The organism is Pseudomonas sp. C1C7 (genome assembly GCF_013359595.1).
Classification (GTDB): domain Bacteria; phylum Pseudomonadota; class Gammaproteobacteria; order Pseudomonadales; family Pseudomonadaceae; genus Aquipseudomonas.
Genome location: NZ_JABFMP010000003.1, coordinates 79,752 through 106,008, shown reverse-complemented (window position 1 = coordinate 106,008; position 26,257 = coordinate 79,752). Strand labels below are relative to the sequence as shown.

The window sequence follows — 26,257 nt, the reverse complement described above, 5'->3', positions numbered from 1 at the left end:
CGGAATGAGGCTCAATGTGGGACAGGAGTCAAACGCGAGGGGGTCGCCATACCCCGGACGGGGTCTGAACAGGTAGGGAATTGCTGAGGAAGGAAAGCACTACGGGGCTGAATACGGTTACCGGAGGCTTGAAGATCGAGACTTGCAGCATGCCGCCTGTCTTGCACTCCTGGCCCGGCTTACAAGGTTTCCCATGCTCGGCAGGGCTTTTCATATCGTTGCAGCAATCCATGCCCATGTCATCCATCATCGCCATGCCCGCCATTTTCATTGGGCACGGCTCTGTCGGCGCCTGAATGCCCGCCATCCCGCTGAGGGGAAGCGCCAAGCTAATCAGGAAAATGAGACAACACCGCAGATAGCGTTTCATGCGGAGGAGTCTAGTTGCTGGTAACGGACTGTACAATTACGAATTTATCAGGTGGAGCCCGTCGGATAAGGTCTGAAGGTCAATAACAACCTCCTCGTACAGAACAAGGACTCGCTGAGCATGAGAACAGTTACAGCTCAAGGCGTGTCGTTCGGATCACGGTTGATTGGTTTTACCTTCTGTGTATCGCCGGTCGTTGGCTGATCCTTGTGCATGTTGTGCATACAAAACACCATCGACAGCGGACACAGCAGCACCAGAAAGATCAGCGCATTCGCCGCGATCCAGGCTTGAAAAGCGGGAAACAAGACATAGGCAGCCGCGAGGATAATGGCACCACCGATGCCCAGCTGAACTATTGAGGGTATATTACGAGTCATGATGCTCTCCTTTCAGGCAAGTCGAGAGGGGCATCATTCGGAGTTGGACCTGATGCGACTCGGCCAAACTCTGGATTTCCTCTCAACCGTAAAGCTGCACCTTGTCATTGAGGGAAGGTCAAGCGGCAGATACGCGGTATCTAATTGCCCAACCATAAACAGCGTATTTTATTTTGAATGCCATGGGATTTGTGGATGCTGAAAACAATCAAGGGGCTTTGAGCTACAGTTGTATTGCCTCAACTCTATGTTCCCCTTTGGTTGAGAGCCAGACTTTGGGTGCCGACGTTAGGCACCCATTTAATTTCATCTGCGGTGCTTCATCGGCAGATGAGGTTGGCCGTTAGCCAGAAATCCACTGGAAAGGGCTAAGTCGCGATTGGAGAATGGACTATGGATCTGGGAGAGCGTCTACGTCGGGCGGTATCGATTGGATTGTTGATAGGGCTCACCCAGTTGACTGCCGACGCTGCGACGATGGTCACCTTGAAGCATGTTCACGGGCTCGCGTTCAGCCAAGATGGACAACAGCTATCCATACCCAGTCATGGCGGATTGGCCCTGTACCGTGATGGTCGCTGGAGCAAGGCACCTGAAGCCGAAGGTGATTACACGGGCTTTTCTGCCGGCCGTCAGGCGATCTATAGCAGCGGCCATCCTGCCAGTGGCAGTGGCTTGGTCAACACTTTCGGCCTAATCAAGAGCAGTGACGGCGGAAGTACCTGGCAGCAGCTTGGACTTCAAGGAGAGTCGGATTTTCATCTGTTAGCCAGCGGTTTCGACAACGGAGTTCTTTACGTTTACAACACGCACCCAAACTCGAAAATGACCTTGACTGGCCTGTATTACAGCCTGAACGATGGAGCCACCTGGCAACATGCGGTAGCGCAGGGAATGGGGGCAGCACCGTATGCGTTGGCGGCGCATCCCACGGACAGCGCAACCGTTGCCGTGGCGACCAGCAGCGGCCTGTTCTTATCGAGCGATGCCGGCGAGCACTTTCAGTCGGTTTTCCAGAATGTTCAGGTACTAGGCGTCAGCTTCAGCATCGACGGAAAGAGCTTATGGTTCGGCAGTTATGACAAGGTACCGCAGCTCTCGATCTTGGACCTGAATACCCACGAGATCAGGGCCCTCGCTTTGCCACATCTCAATCAGGATGCCATCGCTTACTTGGTGCAGAGTCCGACTAATGCTCAGGAGTGGGCGATGGCGACCCTCAAGCATGACGTCTATCTATCGCCAGACGAAGGCAAGACCTGGAAAGCTATCGCACAGGCAGGGCAAACGTTGTACTAATGCCTCAGCCCGGTGTTCCCCCTATCTACGGCACCATCGTTGCGCTTGAATCGGTGGGCATTCCACCGAGTCGAAGGAGTAGAACACGCAGCTGTCACCTGAATCAGGGCGCAATTGACTTTTGAGTTGTTGCATTCGTAGACGTTCAGGCTGGCATCTGTGGGCATGGTTTCACGCTTGGCGAAACTACAGTGCGGGCAGATCAGCACCGATTCAAGAACAAGGTTACTCATGGGGCATCACTTCTGCACGGTGGAGGGGTTGCCTACGTTCATGGTCGCCTTGGTGAGCGCTTCGGATGTGGTTTGGTCCGGTCGAAGACCCACCAATACCTAAATTCAGATTAGATTCCTGGGTATTCAGCGACGATCTGATCAGTGCCTGCTTTAGTCAGGCCGACAATCTGATAAGCGCCGTGCTTTCCAACGACTTCCATTCCTAGCGAGCCTGCCGGAATACCGGGCGCAGCGATCCCAACCAGGTCATCGCGTTTGATCATCGCAATTGTTTGCTCAGATGGTACATGGCCTTCCACAAACTTCCCGTTGATCACCGCGGTGTGGCACGACGAACGTCGGGAACAACACCGAGGTCCTGTTTAACCGCGCTCATGTTGGTTTCTACATGATCAACGACGGTGAAGCCATTGGCCTCAAAGTTTGCATCCACTTCTTGCAGCACCCGTACTTTGCGTCTCGATGAACATCGATGGTCAGGTCTGAACTGGGTGAGTAGTTGAAGGCTTCTGCAAGTCAGGCAGCCCTACTGCGGCGTTGGAGGGATAATCCCTGAGATCGTACCTCGTTCCTCGCAGGGTTGTTGCAAAGCCTAGTGTGTAGCAACCGAACCCGCCCTGGACGATAGGGGCGGGTTCGAAGAGCGGCCTTTCCATTTTTCTGCGTGCCCAGGTAGTCCTTGAACCAAGGTGCAACTTATTTCTGTGTTAGTGACAGATTTATTACGAAATCCATATATGCACAGCCGCAGATATTTGCAGAGGTCCTGTAAGCGGCTTACGTGGCTAATTCCTTGACACAGGGCCTTGGCTGAATCTGTCCGGCGGAATCCCATCGTTTTAATGGAATAATCCCTCGTTGGCCCTTTCCCTTGCATACGGAAAAACATATATTCGTTTAACCGTATATGAGCTGAGGCTTCACAATGACCAGCAAAGCCCGTGTCCTGTTCGTCTGCACCGCCAACGCTGCACGATCTCAGTTGGCCCAAGCGTTGTTGAGACATACCGACTCAGAGCATTTCGAGGCATTCAGTGCCGGCACAACTCCGACTCAAGTCGATCCGCGTACCTTTGAGGCGCTCTCACACATTGGTGTGAGCTGCGAAGGCTTACGCAGCAAGTCGATAGACGAATTCCGTGGTGAGCATTTCGATTACGTCATTACCTTGTGTGATAAAGCCGCCGCCGAATGCCTGTCGTTACCTGGCGCGGGTGAGGCGTTGGCTTGGAGTTTTGAGGACCCGGTGACCAGCACTAAACCCGATGCCTTCCGTCACACCCTTCACGAAATTCATGAGCGCATCAAGATGTTCGTCTTGGTCAAAAACAAACACTGAGAACCGATATGGCTGACCATCTGACACCGACCACTGTTTTCAAATGCCTGGCTGACGACACTCGGGTGCGCACGATGTTGCTCATCACCCGCGAAGGAGAACTGTGCGTTTGCGAGCTGACCTGCGCGTTGAACGAGAGTCAGCCAAAAATCTCCAGACACCTCGCACAACTACGAACTTGCGGTCTGTTGTCGGACCGCCGGCAAGGCCAATGGGTCTATTACCGACTGCACCCCAATCTGCCGGATTGGGTTCATCAAGTGCTGACCACCGTGCTGGAAAGCAACAAGCACTGGTTGAGCCCTGATGCCAAACGCCTTGATGAAATGGGTGACCGTCCTGAACGTGCAGCCGTGTGCTGTTAAAGCTGGATCGTCTGATTCCGCCTTCGAATACGAGATCGTTCGATGAAAATCTTGTTCCTCTGCACTGCCAACAGTTGCCGCAGCATCCTATGTGAAGCGGCCTTCAATCACTTGGCATCGCAAGGCATGAAAGCCTATAGCGCTGGCAGTCAGCCTAAAGGTGAGGTGCATCCGCTGAGTCTCAAAACGTTGGAGAAAGCTGGTATTTCGACGACAGGGCTGTTCAGTAAGTCCAGCGATGTCCATGTGAATCTGGCTCCCGATTTCGTCATCACGGTGTGCGACAAGGCTGCCGGTGAAGCCTGCCCGGTATTTTTTGGGCCGGCCATTAAGGCCCACTGGGGGCTGGCTGACCCTTCGGAATACCACGGAACTCAAGAAGAGATTGAAGCGGCTTTTGAAGCCACTTTGGAGCAGATCAGAACCCGTATTGAAGCCTTCCTGGCATTACCGCTTTCGCAACTGAGTGCCGAACAGCTCAAGGCAGAGCTGGCCCTGATTGGCACGCTGTAACCACAGGAGCAATGATCATGAGTAAAAGCCGCCTTTCCTTCCTTGACCGATACCTGACGCTATGGATTTTTCTCGCCATGGCCTTGGGCATCGGTTTGGGGAGCCTGTTCGAAGGCTGGCCGCAGTGGCTCAACAGTCTTTCTGTGGGCACAACCAACATCCCCATCGCTATCGGCTTAATCGTGATGATGTATCCGCCTCTGGCCAAGGTTCGTTATGAGGAACTGCCGGAAGTCTTCAAGGACAAGCGCATCCTCGTTTTGTCTTTGGTCCAGAACTGGGTCGTCGGCCCGGTTTTGATGTTCGCACTGGCGATCATCTTCCTTCGAGACCAACCGGAATACATGACAGGCCTTATCCTGATCGGTTTAGCACGTTGCATCGCGATGGTACTGGTTTGGAATCAGATCGCCGGTGGCAACAATCAGTACGTCGCCGGATTGGTAGCGTTCAACAGCATCTTCCAGATCCTGTTTTTTAGTGTGTATGCCTGGGTTTTCCTTGGGCTGTTGCCGCCGCTGTTTGGCTTGGAAGGCAGTGTGATCGAGACCAGCTTTGTCAGCATTGCCATGTCGGTGCTGATCTATCTGGGTGTGCCATTCCTCGCAGGCTTCCTGACCCGCAAGATCCTGATCGCCCGTAAAGGTGCAGCCTGGTTTCAGGAGCACTTCATTCCAAAGATCAGCCCGCTGACGCTGGTGGCATTGCTGTTGACCATCGTGGCCATGTTCAGCCTCAAGGGTGATGTAGTGCTGCAATTGCCATTGGATGTATTGCGTATCGCGATCCCTCTGACGATTTACTTCGTGGTGATGTTCTTCATCAGCTTCTGGATGGGCAGGCTGCTCAAGGCGGATTACCCACGTACCACCGCACTGGCTTTCACAGCCGCTAGCAACAACTTCGAACTGGCGATTGCCGTCGCCATTGCCACCTTCGGCCTTGCGTCCCCGGTCGCCTTCGCCACGGTAATTGGTCCGCTGGTGGAAGTACCGGTGCTGATTTCCCTGGTCGGTGTGGCCCTGTGGTTGAAACGCCGCTGGTTCGATGAACCCAAGAGCGCTATCGCGCAGGACAAAGACTATGTTTGATGACCATCTCCCCCAACTCGAAACTGAATTGGTTGATCTCCCATCGACTGACAAGCTCGGTATCGAAAAGACCTCCATCCACAAGCCGCGCATTTTGCTGCTGTACGGATCGACCCGTGAGCGCTCCTTCAGCCGTTTGCTGGTAGAGGAAGCCGCTCGGCTGCTGGAGCATTTCGGCGCCGAGACGCGGATATTCAATCCATCCGGTTTGCCGCTGCCAGATGATGCGCCCGACGATCATCCACGCGTGAAGGAACTGCGCGACTTGGTGTTGTGGTCCGAGGGACAGGTCTGGTGCTCTCCAGAGCGTCACGGAAATATGAGCGCAGTGTTCAAGGCGCAGATCGACTGGGTGCCACTGTCCATGGGTGCGGTACGCCCGACCCAGGGCAAAACCCTCGCCGTGATGCAGGTGTGCGGTGGCTCGCAGTCGTTCAACGTGGTCAATCAGCTGCGAGTGCTGGGACGTTGGATGCGCATGTTCACCATCCCCAACCAATCCTCCGTGCCGAAGGCCTATATGGAATTCGACGATAACGGTCGGATGAAGCCTTCTCCGTTCTACGACCGTGTCGTTGATGTGATGGAAGAGTTGGTGAAATTCACACTGCTGCTTCGCGACCGCCAGGACTATCTGGTCGACCGTTATTCCGAGCGTAAGGAATCGGCGGAAGAACTCATGAAACGTGTCAATCAGCGCTCCATCTGAGGATTTTCATCGTGCAACAACACCCATATTCCGTATTGCCGTTGGCACAGTTCGATGGTCAATTGATCTTCACCCCATGCCCAGGCACGAAGGGCACCAAGCCCTTCGAGGCGCTGCAAACCCTGAAGGACGCAGGCGCATCGGCGCTGTTGACGCTGATGCCGACCGAGGAGTTGCTCCAGAACGAAATCGACCTGCTGCCCGAAGAATGTCAATTGCTCGACATCGAGTGGTTTCACCTGCCAGTGGACGATGACCAAGCGCCTGGCGAAGCATTCAAGGCCGCATGGGCGCAGCACCATCCGCGTCTCAAGCAATTGCTGAGTGAAGGGAAAACCATTGCCATCCATTGCAAGGGTGGCTCGGGGCGTACCGGTTTGATTGCCGCTCAACTGATGATCGAAAGCGGTGTGCCCTTCAGCGATGCCATCCGCGATGTTCAGTCGTTGCGTCCACGCGCCATCCAGCATCCTGCCCATGTCGAATACATCGGTCAGTTTGACTCCCAGTCGAACTCCCTCTGACAACAGATACAGAGCACAACAACATGACTATCAAAGTTGGCATCAATGGTTTCGGTCGGATCGGTCGCCTCGCTCTGCGAGCATCCTGGAACTGGCCAGAGTTTGAATTCGTACAGATCAACGATCCGGCAGGCGATGCAGTAACCCATGCGCACCTGATCAACTTCGACTCTGTGCATGGTCGTTGGCACAACGAAGCCAGCGCAGAAGGCGATCAGGTGGTGATTGGCGGCAAGCGCATCAAGGTGACCGCGAACAAAGCGATTGCCGACACCGACTGGTCGGGTTGCGATCTGGTGATCGAGGCCAGCGGCAAGATGAAAACCGTGGCGCTGTTGCAGGCTTACCTAGATCAGGGCGTTAAACGTGTGGTGGTCTGCGCTCCGGTGAAGGAAAAAGGCGCGCTGAACATCGTCATGGGCGTTAACCATCAGCTGTTCAACCCGGCGGAACATCACATCGTCACCGCCGCTTCGTGCACCACCAACTGTCTGGCACCCGTGGTGAAAGTGATCCACGAGAAGCTGGGCATTCGTCACGGCTCGATCACTACCATCCACGACCTGACTAACACCCAAAGCATTCTCGATCAGCCACACAAGGATCTGCGCCGTGCACGTGCTTCCGGCATGAGCCTGATTCCGACCAGCACCGGCTCGGCCACTGCTATCGCCGAAATTTTCCCGGAGCTACGTGGCCGCCTGAATGGTCATGCCGTACGCGTGCCGCTGGCCAACGCTTCGCTGACCGACTGTGTCTTCGAGGTCGAGCGAGCCACCACGGTTGAAGAGGTGAATCAACTGCTCAAGGAAGCCTCCGAGAATGAGCTGAAAGACATCCTTGGTTTCGAGGAGCGTCCATTGGTGTCCATTGACTACCGTACCGACCCGCGTTCATCGATCATCGATGCGCTGTCGACCATGGTCATCAACGGCACCCAGGTCAAACTCTACGCCTGGTACGACAACGAATGGGGCTATGCCAACCGTACCGTCGAGCTGGCAAAAATGGTCGGTTTGGCAGTCTAAGGAGCGGTCATGAAAGCGTTGTCAGCCCTCGCTCCGGAAGTGCGGCAGTATTTGCTCGTGACGGGCAACTACTGGGCCTTCACCCTCACTGATGGCGCCCTGCGCATGTTGGTGGTGCTGCACTTTCACGCGTTGGGCTACAGCCCGCTGCAAATCGCGGCATTGTTCCTGTTCTACGAACTCTTTGGCGTGATCACTAATCTGGTGGGAGGTTATCTCGGTGCCCGGTTGGGCCTGAACCGAACCATGAACATCGGATTGGGTATGCAGGTCGTGGCGCTGCTGATGCTGACAGTTCCCTCGGCCTTGTTGACCATCCCCTGGGTGATGGGCGCTCAGGCGCTGTCGGGGATTGCCAAAGACCTGAACAAGATGAGCGCCAAAAGCTCCATCAAACTTCTGGTTCCGGATGGGCAGCAGGGCAAACTCTATAAGTGGGTGGCTATCCTCACTGGATCGAAGAACGCACTCAAGGGGGTCGGCTTCTTCCTTGGTGGGGCCTTGCTGGCACTGATCGGCTTCAAAGGCGCCTTGCTGGCCATGGCGGGTGTCTTGGCGCTGATCTGGATCAGCAGCCTGATCCTGCTGAAGAAAGATCTGGGTAAAGCGAAAGCCAAGCCAAAGTTTCGCGACATCCTGTCCAAGAGCCGGGCGATCAATATTCTCTCGGCGGCACGGATGTTTCTGTTCGGCGCCCGCGATGTCTGGTTTGTGGTGGCCTTGCCGGTGTACCTGAGCAGCGTCTTCGGCTGGGACTTCTGGGAGGTTGGCGGTTTCCTTGCTGCCTGGGTGATTGGCTACGGCATTGTGCAGTCCTTCGCGCCCAACATCACCGGCAAGAAACGTGGGCACGTACCGGATGGTCGTGCGGCATTTGTGTGGGCACTTGCACTGGCAGGCTTGCCTGCGGCAATCGCACTCGGGTTGAACACTGATTTGTCGCAGCAGATGGTATTGCTCGGCGGGTTAATGGTCTTTGGTGCGCTATTCGCGGTGAATTCGTCGCTGCACAGCTACCTGATCGTGTCCTACGCCAAGGAAGATGGTGTGTCGCTGGATGTGGGTTTTTATTACATGTCCAACGCCATGGGACGACTTATCGGCACGGTGCTGTCCGGTTGGGTTTATCAGGTGTATGGGCTGGAAGCATGCTTGTGGATATCGAGTGCATTCGTGCTGTTAGCCGCCCTGATTTCTATCGCCTTACCTAGGCATGCCGAGGCGATATGACACCGCCGATTCACTCAATGGTCATGCCTGTGGTGTGCGTCAGGGAAGTGCCGATGGCGGTGGGTCATGGGCTCGTGTCGATGCCGATGTTGGTGCCTGGTGCCAGGCGCGACCGGGTCATCGTGCTCATGTTGGTGGTGTTCGTCGTGGACATGCTCGTGCTCATGCTCCATGGCCTCATGCCGATGCTCATGCTCATGGCGTTCAGTGAGGTGTAACCAAATGCCCAATGCCATTAGCGATCCGGCGATTAGCAGCGGTAGCGTGACGGGATCACCCATCGCCACCGCAAGCAATGTCCCTAAGAACGGTGCTACAGAAAAGTAAGCGCCCGTACGGGCGGTGCCCAGGTGACGCAATCCTATGACGAACAACGCCAGGCTCACGCCATAGGCAAGAAAGCCTACGATCAGCGCGCCCGCCAGGTTAGGCAGTGGCGGCAACGTCGCCCCTACAACAAAAGCCAAGACCAGATTGACCGAGCCAGCAATCAGGCCTTTGACCGAAGCAATCCAGGTTGCGTCTGTCAACGACACCTTGCGAGTCAGGTTGTTATCAATTCCCCAGGCAAAGCAAGCGCCCAAGACCGCGAGTGTTGGCCATAGCCCGGCAAAATGCGCTTCACTGGGCCAACTCAGAACCAGCGCGCCCGCCACGATGGCGACCATGCCCAAGGCAATATATCGATCAAAGTTCTCTTTGAAGGCAAACCACGCGAGCAGGGCTGTAAATACACCTTCGGCGTTAAGCAGCAAGGATGCGCCCGATGCGGGCATTCCCGTCAAGCCCACCATTAGCAATACCGGCCCAGCAACACCACCCGCGGCAACTGCGCCTGCAAACCAGAGCGCTTCATGGCGCGGCAGACTCACAATGCGCGCGCGGCTCAGCAAGCGATATAGCGTGAGTCCAAGGCCTGAACCAAGATAAAGCAAGCCTGCCAACAACCAGGGACTAACACTGTTCAACAGTAATTTCGCGAGCGGCGTTCCAGCACCGAACAGCACGGCGGCCCCGAGCGCCGCCAATACGCCCGATTGTCTCAGGCCTTCCTTCCAGGTCATTTGTTCAACTTCCCGATCAATTGTGCCTAAGCTTAATTAGGTGAGATTTTGGGAGTCTGTGTGGATTGATTCTCGTCGTTGAGACAGGGAAGCCGCAAGATTTACCGGATTTGTCGGTGGAGGGAGGCGGCCTGGAAACATTCGAATGCCTGGTACTTGCCGATACGTGCAAATTGCGACTGGCTGCTTCTGGCCGATTGCGTTGAAAAAGTCGGCTTCGGTATCCACAGTAAAAAAGTACGCGCCTGAGATCGAAAGCCGTGTTGTGAGCAGAAGGTTCAAGGGATCAGATTTGAAATGGCAGCGTGCAAAAAAAGGCGTTTTCACCGCTCATTGCATGGGTAGCCAGTCCGGTCGACTTTTTCAACACAATCGGCTGCTTTCTGCCTATCGCCACCGTCAGCTACGAGTCCTAGGACTGGTGATCAGTTAAGCAATGAGATTTGAATGGAGTGATAGTGTTAGAGGCAGTCCGAGATACGCCTCCTACGTAACTAAGGTCGAGCGGGTGTGTTTGATGGGCGTGCAAAGCTATAAAATTCAATAGGTTATCGACTTGCGACAGTTTTTATTCCCTAGAGCTTCACTTTCAGGCGGCTTTTGCGATGGTTGCGACAGTTTTGCGACTTTGTTTTTTGAGCCTGGAACCTGCGGAATCTGCGGGTTTATCGCGACAGTTTTTATTCTCTAAATTTAACCCTGATAATCGCAGCCAACCGGCTGCGATTTTTTTATCTGAATCGAGGATCGCTGATGGACCGCTTTCAGGAAATGCAGGTCTTCGCTGCCGTTGCCCAGGACCAGGGTTTTTCGGCAGCCGCGCGACGCTTGGGAATGTCGGCGGCCAGCGTGACCCGGGCGGTGGCGGGGCTAGAGAAGCGCATCGGCACGCAGTTGCTCACTCGCACTACGCGCAGTGTGCATTTGAGCGAAGCGGGTCAGCGGTTTCTCGAAGACTGTCGCAGAATCCTCGCCGAAGTGCAGGAAGCCGAGGATTCGGCGGCAGGCAGTCATATCCTGCCTCGCGGGCAACTGGCGATCACGGCACCGGTGCTGTTTGGTGAGTTGTTCATCACACCGCTCATGGTGAAATTTCTGACTCAATTCCCGGACGTCACGATCAACGCGTTGCTGGTTGATCGGGTGGTCAGCGTGGTGGAGGAGGGGATCGATGTGGCGCTGCGCATCGGTGAGTTGCCGGACAGCAATCAACATGCGATTCGGGTAGGCCAGGTACGACGGGTGATCGTAGCGTCGCCAGCGTTTCTGAAAACGAATGGACGGCCGACGCATCCACAAGATCTGGCTCAGGCGCCCATCATCGGAACCTCCGCGATTGGCCAGCTCAAAAACTGGCCGTTTCTTGAAGGGGACGAGCCGCTTTCTGTGCGAGCCGAGCCCCGGCTGGTGGTGACCGCAAATCGGGCGGCCATCAACGCCGCGGCCCTTGGATTGGGGTACACCCGGGTCCTGTCTTATCAGGTCGCCAGTAAGGTCGCGGACGGAGAACTGGAAATCGTCCTGTCGGACTTTGAGCTGCCACCGCTGCCAATCCACGTCGTCTATCAGGGCGGACGCAAAGCCCCGGCCAGGGTTCGCAGTTTTGTCGATTTCGTGGTGAAGGCGCTGAGGGAAGACCCCGCTATACGGGACTGAGCGGTTATTTCGTCTGTTGAAATAATGGATTGCGTTCCCTGGTGATTCTGTTGTTCACGGGACTGGTAGAAGATGGCTGCCATCCGGTGCTGATCCTTCCGAACAACACCACTCACCCGCGGAGTCGACCATGCAAGCCATCAAACTCTACAACTTCCCACGTTCTGGCCACGCCCACCGTGTGGAACTGATGCTCTCGCTGCTGAAACTGCCGACTGAACTGATCTTCGTTGACTTGGCCAAGGGCGAACACAAGAAGCCTGAATACCTGGCACTCAATGCTTTCGGCCAAGTGCCGGTGCTGGACGATCAAGGCGTGGTACTCGCCGACTCCAACGCCATCCTGGTTTACCTGGCGCAGAAATACGGCAACGGTCGCTGGTTGCCTGCCGATCCGGTTGGCGCGGCGAAAGTGCAGCGCTGGTTGTCTGCAGCTGCTGGTCCCATCGCATTCGGTCCGGCGCGGGCTCGATTGATCACGGTTTTCGGCGCGCCTTACAACGCTGAAGAAGTCATCGCCTATGCCCACACCGTACTCAAAGTCATCGACCACGAACTGGCCAACTCGCCGTATCTGGTGGGCAGCGAACCGACCATCGCCGATGTTGCCGCCTACAGTTACATCGCCCACGCACCTGAGGGCAACGTGTCGCTGGACGACTACGCCAACATCCGCGCTTGGCTGGCCCGTGTTGAAGCCTTGCCTGGTTTTGTCGGCATGCCTCGCACAGTGGCTGGTCTGCAGAAAACCGCCTGATGTAAAACGGCGCTGATGAACGTTCCACGTGGAACACATCAGCGCCATCTTTCTATTCCCCACCTACGTTAGACTCGCGACTCGGCCAAAACAGAAGGGATCGGGAGCTCTATGCATTTTTACCTGCGCCTGTCGGCATTGCTGATGGCGCTTGCATTGCTGGGCGGTTGCGAGCGAAAAGACGCACCACCGTTGGACCAGCAACTCTACGTTTGGCAACGGCAATGGACGGCAAACCATGAAGCGGCGCTGAGCGAAAGCCGTGCCGATTTTTCGACCTTGCGCGTGTTGGCCTTGCAGGCTTTTCCCAAGGCGGGCTGGACGCGGGCTCGGATCGATCCGGCTCTGCTGAAGCAGGATGGTCGTCCGCTGATCGCGGTGATTCGCCTCGATGGACAACTCCCTGCGCTGGATCAGCAAGACATCACCACGCCGATTTTGCAGTTGATCAACGACTGGCAAGGGCAGGGCCTGAACCTTGCCGGCGTGGAAATCGACCACGATGCGGGTAGCGCCCGGCTGCCGGCCTACCGCGAATTTCTGACGCACTTGCGCGCTGTGCTCCCCACCTCGATGCCATTGAGCATCACCGCATTGCCAGCGTGGCTCGACAGTCCTGAATTGCCCGCGGTGTTATCAACAGTCGATAGCAGTGTACTGCAGGTTCATGCTGTGACCGATCCGCGTCGTGGCCTGTTCGATCCGGATCAGGCCCGTCGATGGGCAAAGGCCTGGAGCCGCATCACGGTGAAACCTTTCTATCTGGCTCTGCCGGCCTACGGCGTCGCGCTGTTGCCGAGCGTCAATGGTGCGCCGGTTGTGGAAAGCGAAGTCAGCCTCGAAATCGATGGTAAACGTCGAGAGCTGATGGCCGATCCCCAACAACTGAGTGAGCTCGCCAGTGAGTTGCGCACGGATCCTCCGTCTCATCTTGGCGGCCTGATCTGGTTTCGCCTACCACTGGCCAACGACCGCCGTGCCTGGAGTCTGACCACATTGCGTGCCGTGGCTCGAGGTGACGCGCTGCAAAGCCAACTCAAGGTGAATCTGTCTTCGCAACAAGGACTCTATGACATCGGTCTGCGCAACGAGGGCAACATGGACAACGCCTGGCCCGAACGCCTCACATTAAAAGTGCGCGATTGCGAAGGCGCCGATGCGCTGGCCGGTTATACATTGCAACAAGATGCGGATCTGCTTACCTTCACCCGCCAGCGCGAAGGTCGGATTGCCGCTGGCGGACAGCGAGCCATCGGCTGGGCGCGCTGCGCAAACATAGATCAAGGAGAGTCGAATGTTCACCCGTAACTGGTCCCGCCCATTGTTGTGTCTGAGCCTGAGTCTGCCGTTGGGTTCGGCGCTGGCGTGCGGCCCCGACTTTCCCATGCGCTTGCTCGACAACCGCAATCAGTCGTTGGCGGAATTGCCGGAGGGCAACTTCCGGTTCGAGATCAACCGGCTGGGCCAGGCGATCAGCGGACTCAAGGAAGTCGCCGAAGTGACCTATGGCCTGGAAGCGGCTGACTATGTCGAACAACGCAGCCAGGCCGAGGAAGAAGGTCTGAGCGCGGAACAGCAGGCATTGGTCAAACAGTTGCGCGCATTGACGGATGCACATCAGGTCGAGGTTCAGGGAGAGAGTCTGCCTGCCGAGCTGCGGTTGTATCTGGCTGGTGCTGTGGCTTTTGCTGCCGGTGACCACGGGCTGGCGGCGGAGTATTTCCACAAGGTTCTGGATTTGCCGGCGGACCAGCGCGCGTTGCGCAGCACCTGGGCCGCTTACTCGCTGGGCCGGGCGTTGTTCGCCATGAGTTCGCAAGCAGGGGCGGCGCCAGACCTGCTCGCGCAATCGCGCAAGGCTTTCGAGCAAGCACGGCAACTGAGCGCCGACGGTTTCAGTGATCCGATGGGCCTGGGTGTCGCCAGCCTCGGTGAAGAGGCGCGAGTGGCGCGCACCGCGGGTGACTGGAACAGCGCCATCGAACTTTACGCCACGCAAAACCGCTACGGCTCGACGGTGGGCTACACCTCGTTGAAGCTGTTGATGGCGGATCTGGCAGCCATGCCTGAGGACCAATTGGCCGAGTTGCTCAAGGGCAAACCGGTGCAGCAGTTGGTGACCGCCGGGTTGATCAGTCGCTTGGGCTGGTCGTTTGGCGATCAACCTCCGAGCGAACAAAAGCTCATCAAGCTTCTGCAAAACAGTACCCGAGGAAGTCTCGATAACGCTGATCGCCTGGCGGCGATGAATTATCAACAGGGCGATTACGCCAGTGCCAAGGCATTGCTCGAACACGCTGGTGATGGCGGGCTGGCCTGGTGGTTGCGCGCCAAACTGGCAGTACGCGATGGCGACAAGAATGCCGCGGCCGCCGCGTATGCGAAGGCAGCGCAGGCTTTCCCGCAGAATGAATCCTGGGGTGAACGACGCACGCCGGACTGGGCGTTCGAAACCTTGCAGCCCAAGTGTCGTGTCGATGGCGAAAGCGCGATTCTGGCCCTGCAACGCGGGGATTATCTGCAGGCGTTCGATCAGCTCTATCGCAGCCAGGACATCTACTGGTTCGATGCCGCTACCGTTGCCGAGCGGGTGCTGACCACCGATGAACTCAAACATTACGTCGACACTCAGGTGCCTGCACCGCCAGCGCTGACCCAGCAGGATCGCGACAACTATGTGCCGCTGCCGGTCGCCGCCAAACTGCGCAACCTGCTCGGGCGGCGTTTGTTGCGCGAGGAACGTTACGAAGAAGCGCCCGCGTATTTCGACAATGCCGATTTGCAGGCCAAAGCCAAAGGGTATGGAGAGCTGCGCCAGGACGCTGAATCAAAATGGTGGCCGAGCAAGCGGGCGTCCGCTTATTACCAGGCCGGGTATCTGGCTCGCTTCAACGGCATGGAGTTGCTGGGCTACGAGATGGCGCCGGACTTCGCGACCTTCGAAGGCAACTACAGCCTGGAAACCACCGAGTTGAAAGTAGGGCCTTTGATCGCCGAAGGGGAAGTGCAGCGACAGAACGCCAGCGTGGCAAAACCGGACGAGCGCTTTCATTACCGTTATGTCGCGACAGCGCTGGCGAGCAAGGCTGCCGATCATTTGCCCCACAGCAGTCAGGCGTTTGCGGCGGTGCTGTGCAAGGCGTCGATGTGGGGGACCAGTCTTCAGGAGCAAAGCGCGTTCTATCGGCGCTACGTCGAGAACGGTCCTTATGTCATATGGGCCGGTGATTTCGGTCACCAGTGTCAGGACCCCAAATTCCAGGATGCCGACAAGCGCTATGTCACCGAGCCGATCGATGCGGCGCGCTCGGCGCTGCGACCCTACAAGAGACCGTTGCAGATCGGTGGGGTGCTGGCGGTGGTCGCGGCGGCGCTGTTGTTGATCAATCGCCGCCGCAAGTCCCGGTAGGGCTCACGCCTGTTGAAAAAGGCTCAGTCGCACGGCGAAGCCGATCAACAGGCTGCCGAATAACCACTGCTGCACACGTTGTGCCGATGGACTGCGTTGCAACCATCGGCCAAGGGCGACACCGGCCAGAGCGTAAGCGCTGTCGAACAGCAGACCCACCGCGACCAGCACCACACCCAGCGCCGCGAATTGCCCCAGCACTGGCCCCGCCTGTGGATCGATGAATTGTGGCAACAATACCGAGCAGAACAGCAGGGCCTTGGGGTTGAGGAGGTTGGTGAGCAAACCGCGCTGTATCGCCTGCCGGTAGCGCGGTTTTTCTTCAACGGTGTCTGCGGGATTCAGGCTCGGCAGCAGCGATGTGCGCAGGCACTGAATGCCGATCCACAACAGGTAAACGGCGCCCGCCAGACGCACCACATCGAAGGTCCAGGGCGCTGCCTTGAACAGCGCCGCCAGCCCCAAGGCCGCCAGTGCGACATGACAACCTCGGGCAATCGCCAAACCTGCGGCAGTGGCCAGCGCCGCACCTTTGCCCTGTCGGGCACCGGTCTGCAGCAACAGGATCATGTCCGGCCCCGGCAGCAGATAAACCACCGCCAGCGCCGTGAAAAACAGCCACAGACCCGCCATGTCGCACCCCATTCGTTGTCGATTCGGTAGGACCAGTCTATGCCGCAAGGGCAGGGCAGGTGCTTGCGTAGTTCGCTTCTAATGGGTTGTAGATTGGCATAACCTGCCACTTAATCGGCATCAAACCATCAGGATCTGCCAAACCATGAAACTCGACGCTTTTGATCGCAAGATCCTCGCCGCGCTGCAACGTGACGGTCGGCTGAGCAACGTGCAACTGGCAGACGAGATTGGCCTGTCCGCCTCTCCCTGTTTGCGTCGCGTGCGGATGCTGGAAGAGGCGGGTGTGATTCGGGGTTATCAGGCCAATCTGGATCGCGATGAAGTGGGGCTCGGTTTGACGGTGTTCGTCGGGGTGAAGGTTGAGCGCCATAACGATGAACAGGCCGAGGCCTTTCGCCAGGCCATGACGGCATTGCCCGAGGTGATTTCCGCGTTCCTGGTGTCGGGGGAGTCGGATTTCCTGCTGCAGGTCGTGGTGCCGGATCTACGTGCCTATGACCGGTTTCTGACTGGAAGCCTGCTCAAGTTGCCGGGGGTGAGCGATATCCGCAGCAATTTTGCGATCCATACGGTGAAGGCGCCGGGGGTGTTGCCGCTGGAGCATTTGCCGCTTTAGACCGAGTCGCCTGTATTCGCGAGCAAGCCGGTCCCACAATTGATTTGTGAACACCGGATCAATGTGCTCGCGAATACGGATTCTCATTTTTCGTTCAAGGGTTCAGCCAAGCGACAGGTATTCCGTCTATAGATAGCCAGACTATGTACAAATATTTCACGATTTTCGTTATATCGTAACGAAAGGTGATTTGAACGGTCCGGGCGCTGGGGTGGTATGCAAGTCGATCTCGAAGTGGAGGGGACGCGGGTAGCTGAGCTGCCGCGTTTTCAGCAGGCGGTTTTTCAAGGGCGTCGATTGCGTCAGCTGCTGATTGGCTGCGGTATGTTGGTGGCCATGGCGCTGGTGGTGGGGTTCTTTGTCGGGCTGTTTTCGCCGCAATCCCTTTGGCCGGCGTTGCTGTTCAATCAAAGCGCCGCGCTGCTGGTGGTCGCGGCTGCCCTGCAGTCGGCCAGGTTTGTCAGCCTGTGGCGGGCGCGGGCGATGAATCCTGTGGAGCCTGTAGCCGACACACAAGAGACCGATGGCCCCGTGGGTTGGTACGAGCAACTGCTGGACCGCCTGGGGCAGCGATGGATTCACCTGCTCAGGCAGATCGGTGCGCCGACGTTGTGGCTCGGCGGCTGGGCCTTGATGGCGCTGGCAGGCGTCGAGCAGGTCTGGAACCTCAGTTTGCCGCCCGCGGCAACGGGCCTGTCGGCTACTGTCGGCGCGGCGTTCGCGTTGTTGCTGGCGTTCGCTTTGCTGGTGCTGGAACGCCACCTGGCTCAGGAAAATCCGGCGCAATGGCCTGAAGCCGGCGCCTTGGCGCAGATGATCCGCGTGGCGATCATCAGCCTGGTGCTGGGGGCGCTGTGCCTGCTGTTCGCCAGCGAATCCGCCATCTGGCCGGTGCGCCTCGCGGTACTGATCGGCCTGTTGCCGGGCCTGGTCGCCGCCGAATTGTTGTTGCGTGCGGTGCTGTCGTTGTTCAGTCCGCGGCGTGAGCAACTGGAGCCGCCATTGCTGGCGCGCAGTTTTGTCGCCGACATGCTGCGTTGGCCGCCTCAGCCGTTGCTGGCGTTGCAGCACGAATTGCACAACCGCTTCGGCATCGACCTGCGACAGATCTGGGCCTTCACCTACATGCGCCGCGCGTTGTTGCCGGTGATGAGCGTGGTGGCTATGGTCGGTTGGTCCCTGACGGGCATTCACGAAATCCCGCTGCAAGGGCGGGGCATCTACGAGCGTTTCGGTAAACCAGTCATGGTCTTCGGTCCTGGTCTGCACGCCGGTTTGCCCTGGCCGCTGGGTCGGGTGCTGAGTGTCGAAAACGGCGTGGTCCACGAACTGGCCACCAGCGTTGGCGAAACAACCGCGCCGGTGATGGCCGAACCGGCGGAAGGTCCGGCGCCGATCACCGCCAATCGCTTGTGGGACGCAAGCCATGTGAACGACAAATCCCAGGTGATCGCCAGCAGCCGTGGCGAGCAGCAGAGCTTTCAGATCGTCAACATGGATGTGCGTTTTGTCTATCGCATCGGCCTGAGCGATCAGGCGGCACTGGCGGCCACCTACAACAGTGCAGATGTGTCGACGCTGATTCGCAGTACTGCCAGCCGCGTTCTGGTCCACGATTTCGCTTCGCGCACCTTGGACGGTTTGCTCGGTGAGGACCGGGTAGGGCTTGCCCAGGAGATCGGCCGCGCGGTGCAGGCAGATCTGGAAAAACTCGACAGCGGTGTGGAAATCCTTGCCACGGTTGTCGAGGCGATTCATCCACCGGCCGGCGCCGCCAATGCCTATCACGGTGTGCAGGCTGCACAGATCGGAGCCCAGGCGTTGATCGCCCGCGAACGTGGTGCCGCCGCCGAAGCCACCAATCAGGCGCAATTGCAGGCCAGCATCGCCCGCGATCAGGCCACGGCCAGCGCCCGTGAAATCAACGCCGGTGCGCAAACCGCCGACCTCAAGTTCAGCGCCGAACAAAAAGCCTACGCCAATGCAGGCCAGGCCTTCGTGCTGGAGCAATACCTCAGCCAACTCTCCCAGGGTTTGGCCAACGCCAAATTGCTGGTACTCGATCACCGTCTGGGTGGCAGCAGCAATGCGCCGACCATCGACCTGCGAAATTTCACGTTGCCGGCTGACCCTGCGTCGTCACGTAAAACCGCTCAGCCAGGAGCCTCCAATTGAGCCAGTCGCACAGTTCAGATCACGGCCACGATCACGATCACGATGACCACAGCGGTCATGATCACGGCCATGGCGGGCATCACCACCATCACGGTCACCACCACCATCATCACGGCGACCCGCAAGAGGCCGGTCCCTTCCCTTGGCGACGCATGGGTTGGGCCGCGTTGCTGGTGGCATTCGCCATTGCCGCTGCCAGCCTGGTACAGGTCAGATCGGGGGAGGCGACGGTGATTACGCGCTTCGGCAATCCGTCGCGAGTATTGCTCGAACCGGGTCTGGGCTGGCGCTGGCCGGCACCCTTCGAGGCGGCGATTCCGGTCGATCTGCGCCTGCGTACCACCTCCAGTGGCTTGCAGGATGTCGGCACCCGGGACGGATTGCGCATCATCGTTCAGGCCTATGTCGCCTGGCAGGTTCAGGGAGATCCGGACAACGTGCAGCGCTTCATGCGCGCCGTGCAGAACCAGCCAGACGAAGCGGCGCGGCAGATTCGTACCTTCGTCGGCTCGGCACTGGAGACCACGGCCAGCAGTTTCGACCTGGCCAATCTGGTCAACACCGATGCCAGTCAGGTACGCATCGCCGACTTCGAAGCACAGCTGCGCCAGCAGATCGATCAACAGTTGCTGACCACTTACGGCGTGCGTGTGTTGCAAGTGGGCGTTGAGCGTCTGACCTTGCCGTCGGTGACCCTCACCGCCACGGTGGATCGCATGCGCGCGGAGCGTGAAACCATCGCCACCGAACGCACCGCCATTGGCAAACGAGAGGCAGCGCAAATCCGTTCAGCCGCCGAGCGAGATGCGCGAATCGTGCAAGCCGATGCTTCGGTGAAAGCCGCGGATATCGAAGCGCAATCCCGGGTGGAAGCGGCGCAGATTTACGGTCGCGCCTACGCCAGTTCGCCTCAGCTTTATAACTTGCTGCGCTCTCTCGATACCTTGGGCACGGTGGTCACGCCGGGCACCAAATTGATTCTGCGTACCGATGCTGCGCCGTTCCGCGTTCTGGTGGATGGCCCGCCGAGCCTCGACAACAAATCCGGATCGCAACCATGAGTAGCGTTCCACGTGGAACACATGAGTTGAGCAGCCCCTGGATTCAGGCCGGGCGTCTGGCATTTTTTGCCTTGTACGCCGTGACGGCATTGGCCGCTTTGGCTTGGGCGTTCTCCAATGTGCGGCAGATCGATCCGCAGGATCGCGCGGTGGTCCTGCACTTTGGTGCGCTCGATCGCATCCAGAATGCCGGCCTGCTGTTGGCGTGGCCGCGACCCTTCGAGCAGGTCATCTTGCTGCCGGCGGCGGATCGGGTGATCGAGCGTCGAGTGGAAAATCTGCTGCGCAGCGATGCCGCGCTACAGGCCGATCGCGCCGCCAGTTTCGCCACCCCGATCAGCGATGCGCTGGCGGGCTCCGGGTATTTGCTGACAGGTGACGCGGGGGTGGTTCAACTCGATGTGCGGGTCTTCTACAAGGTTACCGATCCCTACGCGTTCGTGTTGCAGGGTGAACACGTGTTGCCGGCGCTGGATCGGCTCGTCACTCGAAGCACCGTGGCACTCACGGCAGCACGGGATCTGGATACCATCCTCGTGGCGCGACCGGAGCTGATCGGATCGGACAATCAGGCGGCGGAACGACGTGAGCGTTTACGCGGCGATCTGGTACGGGGCATCAACCAGCGTCTTGCCGAGTTGTCGGCGACAGGGCAGGGGTTGGGCATCGAAGTGGCGCGGGTGGATGTGCAATCGAGTTTGCCCGGCCCTGCGGTGAATGCGTTCAACGCGGTACTGACGGCCAGTCAGCAAGCGGACAAAGCGGTGGCGAATGCGCGCACGGAGGCCGAGAAACTCACCCAGTCTGCCAACGAACAAGCGGACCGCACCTTGCAAGTCGCCCATGCCCAGGCCCGTGAACGATTGGCCAAAGCCTCCGCCGACACTGCCTCCGTCCTGAGCCTGGCGAAGGCTCAGCAACAGGGCACCGACCCGCAGATGCCGCTGCGAATCTACCGCGAGCGGATGCCGAAAATTCTCGGTCAGGCAGGCTCGGTCACCACTGTCGATCCCAAAGACGATTCCCGCCTGATCATCCAGGGAGCTGCACAATGACTGCGCAAACCGCCGCTGCACCGAGCCTGTTGTCCTCGGCCGAACAACGCAGCGCCGCCCGCCAACTGACCCTGGCCATGCTGGCGCTGGGGCTGCTCGCACTTGGGCTGATCTGGCGCTGGCTGGCGCCCGAACAGAGCGGCGTCAGCCAGTTGCTGCTGGGTTTTGCCTCCGTGCTGGTGGCCGTGCCGGTGATGCGTTCGGCGTGGTTCAGCCTGCGTTATCCCAGCCTGCATGGCATGACCGATCAACTGATTGCGCTGGCCATGCTGGGGGCCTGGGCAACCGGCGATCTGCTGACCGCGGCCTTGCTGCCGATCATCATGATCTTCGGCCACGTGCTGGAAGAGCGCAGTGTCATCGGCTCACAGGAAGCCATTCACGCGCTCGGCAAATTGACCCGCAGCCATGCGCGCAAGGTTCAGGCCGATGGCTCCATCGTTGAAGTCGACAACGGCACGCTGAAGGCTGGCGATCGGGTCGAGGTGCGCGCCGGTGATCGGGTGCCGGCCGATGGCCTGGTGCTGTCCGGCCAGGCGAGTCTGGATACCGCCTCCATCACCGGCGAATCGGTGCCGGTGGAGGCACACGCCGGGATGACGGTGTTCGGTGGGGCGATCAATCTCGATGGCCTGCTGCACATCGAGGTGACCCGCACCGGGCGCGAATCGACCCTCGGCAAAGTCATCGCCCTGATGCAGAACGCCGAGCGCTCCAAGCCACCGATCACCCGATTGCTGGAACGTTATGCCGGCAGCTACATGGTGCTCGTGCTGTTGCTGGCCGCAGTGACCTGGTTCATCACCAACAACGCCCAGGCGATGCTGGCGGTGTTGGTGGCGGCCTGTCCTTGCGCGCTGGTGTTGTCGGCGCCAGCCACGGCAATTGCCGGGGTGGCGGTGGCCGCGCGCCACGGGATCCTGATCCGCAGCTCGGCGTTCCTCGAAGAGCTGGCCGACCTCACATCGCTGGTGGTCGACAAGACCGGAACCCTGACCTACGGCACCTTGCGCCTTCATTCCATCGACAGTCCGCTGGAAGACCACACGCCAGTGCTCAGGCTCGCCGCGAGCCTCGGTTCGGCCAGCAGTCATCCGGTCAGCCGTGCGCTCGCTGGACTGGCAACCCAAGAGCAGTTCTTGCCGCTGACGGATATTCATGAGCGCCAGGGTCTCGGCGTGGTGGCCAAGACCGAACAGGGTGAGGCCGCGCTTGGTCGGCCCGAGCTGTTCAGCCAATTGAAAATTGCGACTTCGGCGATTCCCGAACACGACGGCCCGATTGCCGGGCTGGCGCTCAACGGTGAATTCCTCGCCTGGCTGTTGCTGGCCGACAGCGTGAAACCCGAAGCTCGGTTTGCCCTGAACGAGCTGCGCGAGCTTGGCCTGGGTCGGCAACTGTTGCTCACCGGTGACCGGCACAGCGTGGCGCAGACACTGGCGTGGGAGGTGGCGATCAGCGATGTGCAAGCCCAAGCATTGCCTGAAGACAAACTCAACCGTGTGCTGAAAGAAATCGGTAACGGTTTTCGGCCTATGGTGGTGGGGGATGGCATCAACGATTCGCTGGCCCTCAAGGCCGGTGTGGTCGGCGTGGCGATGGGAGCAGGCGGCGCGGATATTGCCCTGGCCTCAGCGGATGTGGTGCTGATCGGCAGTGATTTGCGTCGCCTCGGCACCTGCGTGCGCTTGAGCCGCCAGTGCCGGAAAACCCTGCAGGTCAACGTGATCATCGGCCTTGGATGGACCCTGGCCATCGTTGCTTTCGCCGCATTCGGCTGGCTTGGCGCGGCCGGGGCGATGATCGCCGCGGTGTTGCATAACCTCAGCACGCTGCTGGTGCTGGGCAACGCCGGGCGCTTGTTGCGTTTTCAGGAGCCGCTGCTCAAGCTCAAGGACGAGTCTTGAATGAAGAAAAATTTACCGAACTGTTGGTAATGCCCGGAGTCATCTACCGTAAGAGTGATCATTTTTGTGAGTTCACGCGGGTCCAGCGATAGCGCAAGATCCATAGAGCTGCGCTATTAATTCGATAGGAAGCTATTTTTCAAGGATGGTCTAACCTCTCAGCAGACGTCTGAAACCAGGGGGATATTCCATGCTCGCGCAACTTCCACCGGCCTTACAGAATCTGCAGCTTCCGCTTCGCCTGCGACTCTGGGACGGCCATGAGTTCAATCTGGGACCCACGCCCAGCGTCACCATTGTGGTGAAGGATCCCAAGATGGTGACCCAGTTCACCCATCCGAGTTTGGACTCGCTGGGAGCTGCGTTTGTCGAAGGCAAGCTCGAGCTGGAAGGCTCGATCAGTGACGTGATCCGCGTCTGTGATGAGCTCAGCCAGGCGCTGTTGGACGAAGACGATGGTTCGGACACCATCCGTACCGCCCACGACAAGGCAACCGACGCCGCGGCGATTTCCTATCACTACGACCTTTCCAACGATTTCTATCAGCTGTGGCTCGACAGCGACATGGCCTATTCCTGTGCGTATTTCGAGACCGGCAGCGAGAGCCTCGAACAAGCCCAGCAAGCCAAGTTCCGCCATCTGTGTCGCAAGCTGCGCCTGCAGCCGGGTGAGTACCTGCTGGATGTGGGTTGCGGTTGGGGCGGATTGGCGAGGTATGCGGCCCGTGAGTTTGGCGCGAAAGTATTCGGCATTACCCTGAGCAAGGAACAACTGGCCCTGGCCCGCGAGCGGGTCAAAGAAGAAGGCCTGGAGGATCTGGTCGAGTTGCAGCTGCTCGATTACCGCGATCTGCCTCAGGACGGACGTTTCGACAAAGTGGTCAGCGTGGGCATGTTCGAGCATGTCGGCCACGCCAACCTGGAGGAGTACTGCAACATCCTGTTCGGGGCGGTGAAAGAGGGTGGTCTGGTGATGAACCATGGGATCACCGCCAAGCACACCGATGGTCGTCCGGTGGGACGCGGTGCCGGTGACTTCATCGAGAAGTATGTGTTCCCCAACGGCGAACTGCCGCACCTGTCGATGATCTCCGCCAGGATCAGCGAAGCGGGGCTCGAGATTGTCGACGTCGAAAGCCTGCGCCTGCATTACGCACGCACCCTGGATCACTGGAGCGAGCGTCTGGAGGACAACCTGGAAGCGGCTGCCAAAATGGTGCCGGAGCAGGCACTGCGCATCTGGCGGCTGTACCTGGCCGGTTGCGCCTACGCGTTTGCCAAGGGCTGGATCAACCTGCACCAGATTCTGGCGGTCAAGGCCCACGCCGATGGCAGCCATGAACTGCCCTGGTCGCGGGACGACATCTACAACCCCTAGGCCTCGTTAGAGAATGGGCGAGATAAGCCGGGCGATCCGCATGCCGACCTGTTGCAGGCGGTGGGTCTCCCGGCTTTCTTCCTTGGCGATCTCGTGGGCCTGAGCGAAATCGTCGTTGAGCATCTGCTCCACCTTGGCGGCAAACCCGCTGTCGACGGTCAGCAACATCACTTCGAAATTCAATCGGAACGAGCGGTTGTCCATGTTGGCACTGCCGATCGCGCTGATCTCATTGTCGATCAACACCACTTTCTGATGCAGGAAGCCGGGTTCGTAGCGGAACACCCGCACGCCTGCGCGCACCGCTTCGAAGGCATACAGGCTGGAGGCGGCATAGACGATCCGGTGATCGGGACGGGAGGGCAGCAGGATACGCACGTCGACCCCGCGCAGAACGGCCAGGCGCAGGGCGGCGAATACCGCTTCGTCAGGGATGAAATACGGGCTGGTGATCCACACGCGTTCGGTGGCGGCGTGGATGGACTCGACGAAGAACAGCGAGCAGGTCTCATAGGGGTCTGCCGGGCCGCTGGCGAGCATTTGGCAGAGCACGCCATCGTCCGGGTACACTTCCGGCAGAATCAGCGGTGGCAGCGAGCGGGCGGCCCAGAACCAGTCCTCGGCGAACGACTCCTGCATGCTCGCCACCACGGGGCCGCGGACCTGCACGTGGGTATCGCGCCAAGGCGCCAGCGGCGGCTTCTCGCCCATGTATTCATCACCGACGTTATGTCCGCCCACGAAGCCGAGAATGCCGTCGACGACCACGATCTTGCGGTGATTGCGGAAGTTGACCTGGAAGCGGTTGAGCCAGCCGCTGCGCGTGGCGAAGGCTTTGACCTCGACGCCCCCATCGCGCAGCGCCTGGACGTAGCTGTGGGGCAGGGAGTGGCTGCCGATGCGGTCGTAGAGCAGGTGAATCGTCACGCCCTGGGCGGCTTTCTCCAGCAGGAGTTTTTGCAGGCGCTGGCCGAGGCGGTCATCGTGAATGATGAAGAACTGGACCAGCACGGCTTCCTTTGCCTGGCTGATGGCATTGAAGATCGCATCGAAGGTGGCGCGGCCATTGATCAGCAGTTTCACTTCGTTGTTGGCCAGGCATGGCATGCGCCCAAGCTTCGGCATGGCCCTTAGCGACGCATAGGCATTGGAGGCGCGGGCAGTGAGCGCTTCTTCCACCCAGGGCCGCCAGTTGAGCTCTGAGACGGCTTTGCGCATCTGTTCGTTGGCCTGGCGCCGGGCCTTGATGTAGCCGTCGAAAGTGCTGCGGCCGAACACCAGGTAAGGGATGAGGGTGAGGTAGGGCATGAAGATCAATGACAGGGCCCAGGCGATCGAGCCCTGAGCGGTCCGAACGGTCAGCACGGCATGGATCGCCGCAATGGTCCCGAGCGAATGCAGCAACGCGATGGTGTAACCGAAAATATGCGGTCCGAAGTAATCCATGGGGGCAGCCTTG

24 protein-coding genes and 1 pseudogene are annotated in these 26,257 nt (G+C 58.8%); 19 read left to right on the top strand and 6 right to left on the bottom strand.

What is annotated here, in order from left to right:
- Window positions 1–28 precede the first annotated feature (28 nt).
- A complete protein-coding gene (locus tag HNO86_RS03535; protein WP_175375648.1) occupies window positions 29–370 on the bottom strand; it encodes a hypothetical protein in 342 nt (113 codons plus the stop codon).
- A 137-nt stretch (window positions 371–507) separates the two neighbouring features.
- Window positions 508–750: a DUF2933 domain-containing protein gene (locus HNO86_RS03530; protein WP_175375647.1), complete on the bottom strand. Its 243-nt coding sequence runs from the start codon at window positions 748–750 to the stop codon at window positions 508–510.
- 393 nt (window positions 751–1,143) lie between these two features.
- Between HNO86_RS03530 and HNO86_RS03525 the strand changes: the two genes are divergently transcribed.
- Entirely contained in the window at window positions 1,144–2,049 is a 906-nt protein-coding gene (locus tag HNO86_RS03525) for a F510_1955 family glycosylhydrolase (protein ID WP_175375646.1), read from the top strand.
- 343 nt (window positions 2,050–2,392) lie between these two features.
- Here the strand turns inward: HNO86_RS03525 and HNO86_RS03520 are convergent.
- A pseudogene (locus HNO86_RS03520) lies at window positions 2,393–2,765 on the bottom strand (DUF411 domain-containing protein); the annotation flags it as partial.
- 445 nt (window positions 2,766–3,210) lie between these two features.
- Here HNO86_RS03520 and HNO86_RS03515 point away from each other — a divergent pair.
- Genes HNO86_RS03515 through arsJ form a run of 8 tightly spaced genes read left to right on the top strand, consistent with a single transcriptional unit; the run spans window position 3,211 to window position 9,084 of the window.
- Window positions 3,211–3,624, top strand: coding sequence for an arsenate reductase ArsC (locus tag HNO86_RS03515; protein ID WP_175375645.1), 414 nt, complete (start codon window positions 3,211–3,213; stop codon window positions 3,622–3,624).
- Between the two features lie 8 nt (window positions 3,625–3,632).
- Window positions 3,633–3,989 (top strand): metalloregulator ArsR/SmtB family transcription factor, encoded by a 357-nt coding sequence (locus HNO86_RS03510; protein WP_175375644.1) that lies wholly within the window; start codon window positions 3,633–3,635, stop codon window positions 3,987–3,989.
- A 42-nt stretch (window positions 3,990–4,031) separates the two neighbouring features.
- Window positions 4,032–4,502 carry an arsenate reductase ArsC gene (locus HNO86_RS03505; protein ID WP_175375643.1) on the top strand — a complete coding sequence of 157 codons (471 nt, stop codon included), beginning with the start codon at window positions 4,032–4,034 and terminating at the stop codon, window positions 4,500–4,502.
- Window positions 4,503–4,519: 17 nt separating this feature from the next.
- Window positions 4,520–5,593 (top strand): ACR3 family arsenite efflux transporter, encoded by a 1,074-nt coding sequence (arsB, locus tag HNO86_RS03500; RefSeq protein WP_175375642.1) that lies wholly within the window; start codon window positions 4,520–4,522, stop codon window positions 5,591–5,593.
- A complete protein-coding gene (gene arsH / locus HNO86_RS03495; protein WP_175375641.1) occupies window positions 5,586–6,302 on the top strand; it encodes an arsenical resistance protein ArsH in 717 nt (238 codons plus the stop codon). The genes arsB and arsH overlap by 8 nt, the downstream gene beginning before the upstream one ends.
- A gap of 11 nt (window positions 6,303–6,313) precedes the next feature.
- Window positions 6,314–6,826, top strand: a complete 513-nt coding sequence (locus tag HNO86_RS03490; RefSeq protein WP_175375640.1) for a dual specificity protein phosphatase family protein — start codon at window positions 6,314–6,316, stop codon at window positions 6,824–6,826.
- Window positions 6,827–6,849: 23 nt separating this feature from the next.
- The gene (locus HNO86_RS03485) at window positions 6,850–7,854 is read left to right on the top strand and encodes an ArsJ-associated glyceraldehyde-3-phosphate dehydrogenase (RefSeq protein WP_175375639.1); all 1,005 of its coding nucleotides are present in this window, start codon (window positions 6,850–6,852) and stop codon (window positions 7,852–7,854) included.
- Between the two features lie 9 nt (window positions 7,855–7,863).
- Window positions 7,864–9,084 (top strand): organoarsenical effux MFS transporter ArsJ, encoded by a 1,221-nt coding sequence (arsJ, locus tag HNO86_RS03480; RefSeq protein WP_175375638.1) that lies wholly within the window; start codon window positions 7,864–7,866, stop codon window positions 9,082–9,084.
- A gap of 14 nt (window positions 9,085–9,098) precedes the next feature.
- Here the strand turns inward: arsJ and HNO86_RS03475 are convergent, their stop codons facing one another.
- Window positions 9,099–10,148, bottom strand: a complete 1,050-nt coding sequence (locus HNO86_RS03475) for a DMT family transporter (protein ID WP_175375637.1) — start codon at window positions 10,146–10,148, stop codon at window positions 9,099–9,101.
- Window positions 10,149–10,901: 753 nt separating this feature from the next.
- Here HNO86_RS03475 and HNO86_RS03470 point away from each other — a divergent pair.
- The 4 genes from HNO86_RS03470 to HNO86_RS03455 all read left to right on the top strand — a co-directional run bounded on the left by HNO86_RS03470 (window position 10,902) and on the right by HNO86_RS03455 (window position 15,970).
- Complete coding sequence (locus tag HNO86_RS03470) at window positions 10,902–11,804, top strand: LysR family transcriptional regulator (RefSeq protein WP_175375636.1); 903 nt, start codon at window positions 10,902–10,904, stop codon at window positions 11,802–11,804.
- A 130-nt stretch (window positions 11,805–11,934) separates the two neighbouring features.
- Window positions 11,935–12,561, top strand: a complete 627-nt coding sequence (locus HNO86_RS03465; protein WP_175375635.1) for a glutathione S-transferase family protein — start codon at window positions 11,935–11,937, stop codon at window positions 12,559–12,561.
- Window positions 12,562–12,672: 111 nt separating this feature from the next.
- Window positions 12,673–13,869, top strand: coding sequence for a DUF3142 domain-containing protein (locus HNO86_RS03460; RefSeq protein WP_175375634.1), 1,197 nt, complete (start codon window positions 12,673–12,675; stop codon window positions 13,867–13,869).
- The gene (locus HNO86_RS03455; RefSeq protein ID WP_175375633.1) at window positions 13,856–15,970 is read left to right on the top strand and encodes a hypothetical protein; all 2,115 of its coding nucleotides are present in this window, start codon (window positions 13,856–13,858) and stop codon (window positions 15,968–15,970) included. The genes HNO86_RS03460 and HNO86_RS03455 overlap by 14 nt, the downstream gene beginning before the upstream one ends.
- A gap of 3 nt (window positions 15,971–15,973) precedes the next feature.
- Here the strand turns inward: HNO86_RS03455 and HNO86_RS03450 are convergent, their stop codons facing one another.
- Window positions 15,974–16,603: a LysE family translocator gene (locus HNO86_RS03450; protein ID WP_175375632.1), complete on the bottom strand. Its 630-nt coding sequence runs from the start codon at window positions 16,601–16,603 to the stop codon at window positions 15,974–15,976.
- 145 nt (window positions 16,604–16,748) lie between these two features.
- On the opposite strand from HNO86_RS03450, the gene HNO86_RS03445 reads away from it, so the two are divergent.
- The 6 genes from HNO86_RS03445 to cfaB all read left to right on the top strand — a co-directional run bounded on the left by HNO86_RS03445 (window position 16,749) and on the right by cfaB (window position 24,798).
- Window positions 16,749–17,222, top strand: a complete 474-nt coding sequence (locus HNO86_RS03445; RefSeq protein WP_175375631.1) for an Lrp/AsnC family transcriptional regulator — start codon at window positions 16,749–16,751, stop codon at window positions 17,220–17,222.
- A 216-nt stretch (window positions 17,223–17,438) separates the two neighbouring features.
- Complete coding sequence (gene hflK / locus HNO86_RS03440; RefSeq protein ID WP_175375630.1) at window positions 17,439–19,397, top strand: protease modulator HflK; 1,959 nt, start codon at window positions 17,439–17,441, stop codon at window positions 19,395–19,397.
- Window positions 19,394–20,458, top strand: a complete 1,065-nt coding sequence (gene hflC / locus HNO86_RS03435; protein WP_175375629.1) for a protease modulator HflC — start codon at window positions 19,394–19,396, stop codon at window positions 20,456–20,458. The genes hflK (HNO86_RS03440) and hflC overlap by 4 nt, the downstream gene beginning before the upstream one ends.
- On the top strand, window positions 20,455–21,513 hold the full coding sequence (gene hflK, locus HNO86_RS03430) for a protease modulator HflK (protein ID WP_175375628.1): 1,059 nt from the start codon (window positions 20,455–20,457) through the stop codon (window positions 21,511–21,513). The genes hflC and hflK (HNO86_RS03430) overlap by 4 nt, the downstream gene beginning before the upstream one ends.
- Window positions 21,510–23,420: a cation-translocating P-type ATPase gene (locus HNO86_RS03425; protein ID WP_175375627.1), complete on the top strand. Its 1,911-nt coding sequence runs from the start codon at window positions 21,510–21,512 to the stop codon at window positions 23,418–23,420. The genes hflK (HNO86_RS03430) and HNO86_RS03425 overlap by 4 nt, the downstream gene beginning before the upstream one ends.
- 190 nt (window positions 23,421–23,610) lie before the next feature.
- Window positions 23,611–24,798, top strand: a complete 1,188-nt coding sequence (gene cfaB, locus HNO86_RS03420) for a C17 cyclopropane fatty acid synthase CfaB (RefSeq protein ID WP_175375626.1) — start codon at window positions 23,611–23,613, stop codon at window positions 24,796–24,798.
- Window positions 24,799–24,804: 6 nt separating this feature from the next.
- Here cfaB and cls read toward each other — a convergent pair whose 3' ends face one another.
- A complete protein-coding gene (gene cls, locus HNO86_RS03415; protein ID WP_175375625.1) occupies window positions 24,805–26,244 on the bottom strand; it encodes a cardiolipin synthase in 1,440 nt (479 codons plus the stop codon).
- Between the last annotated feature and the right edge of the window lie 13 nt (window positions 26,245–26,257).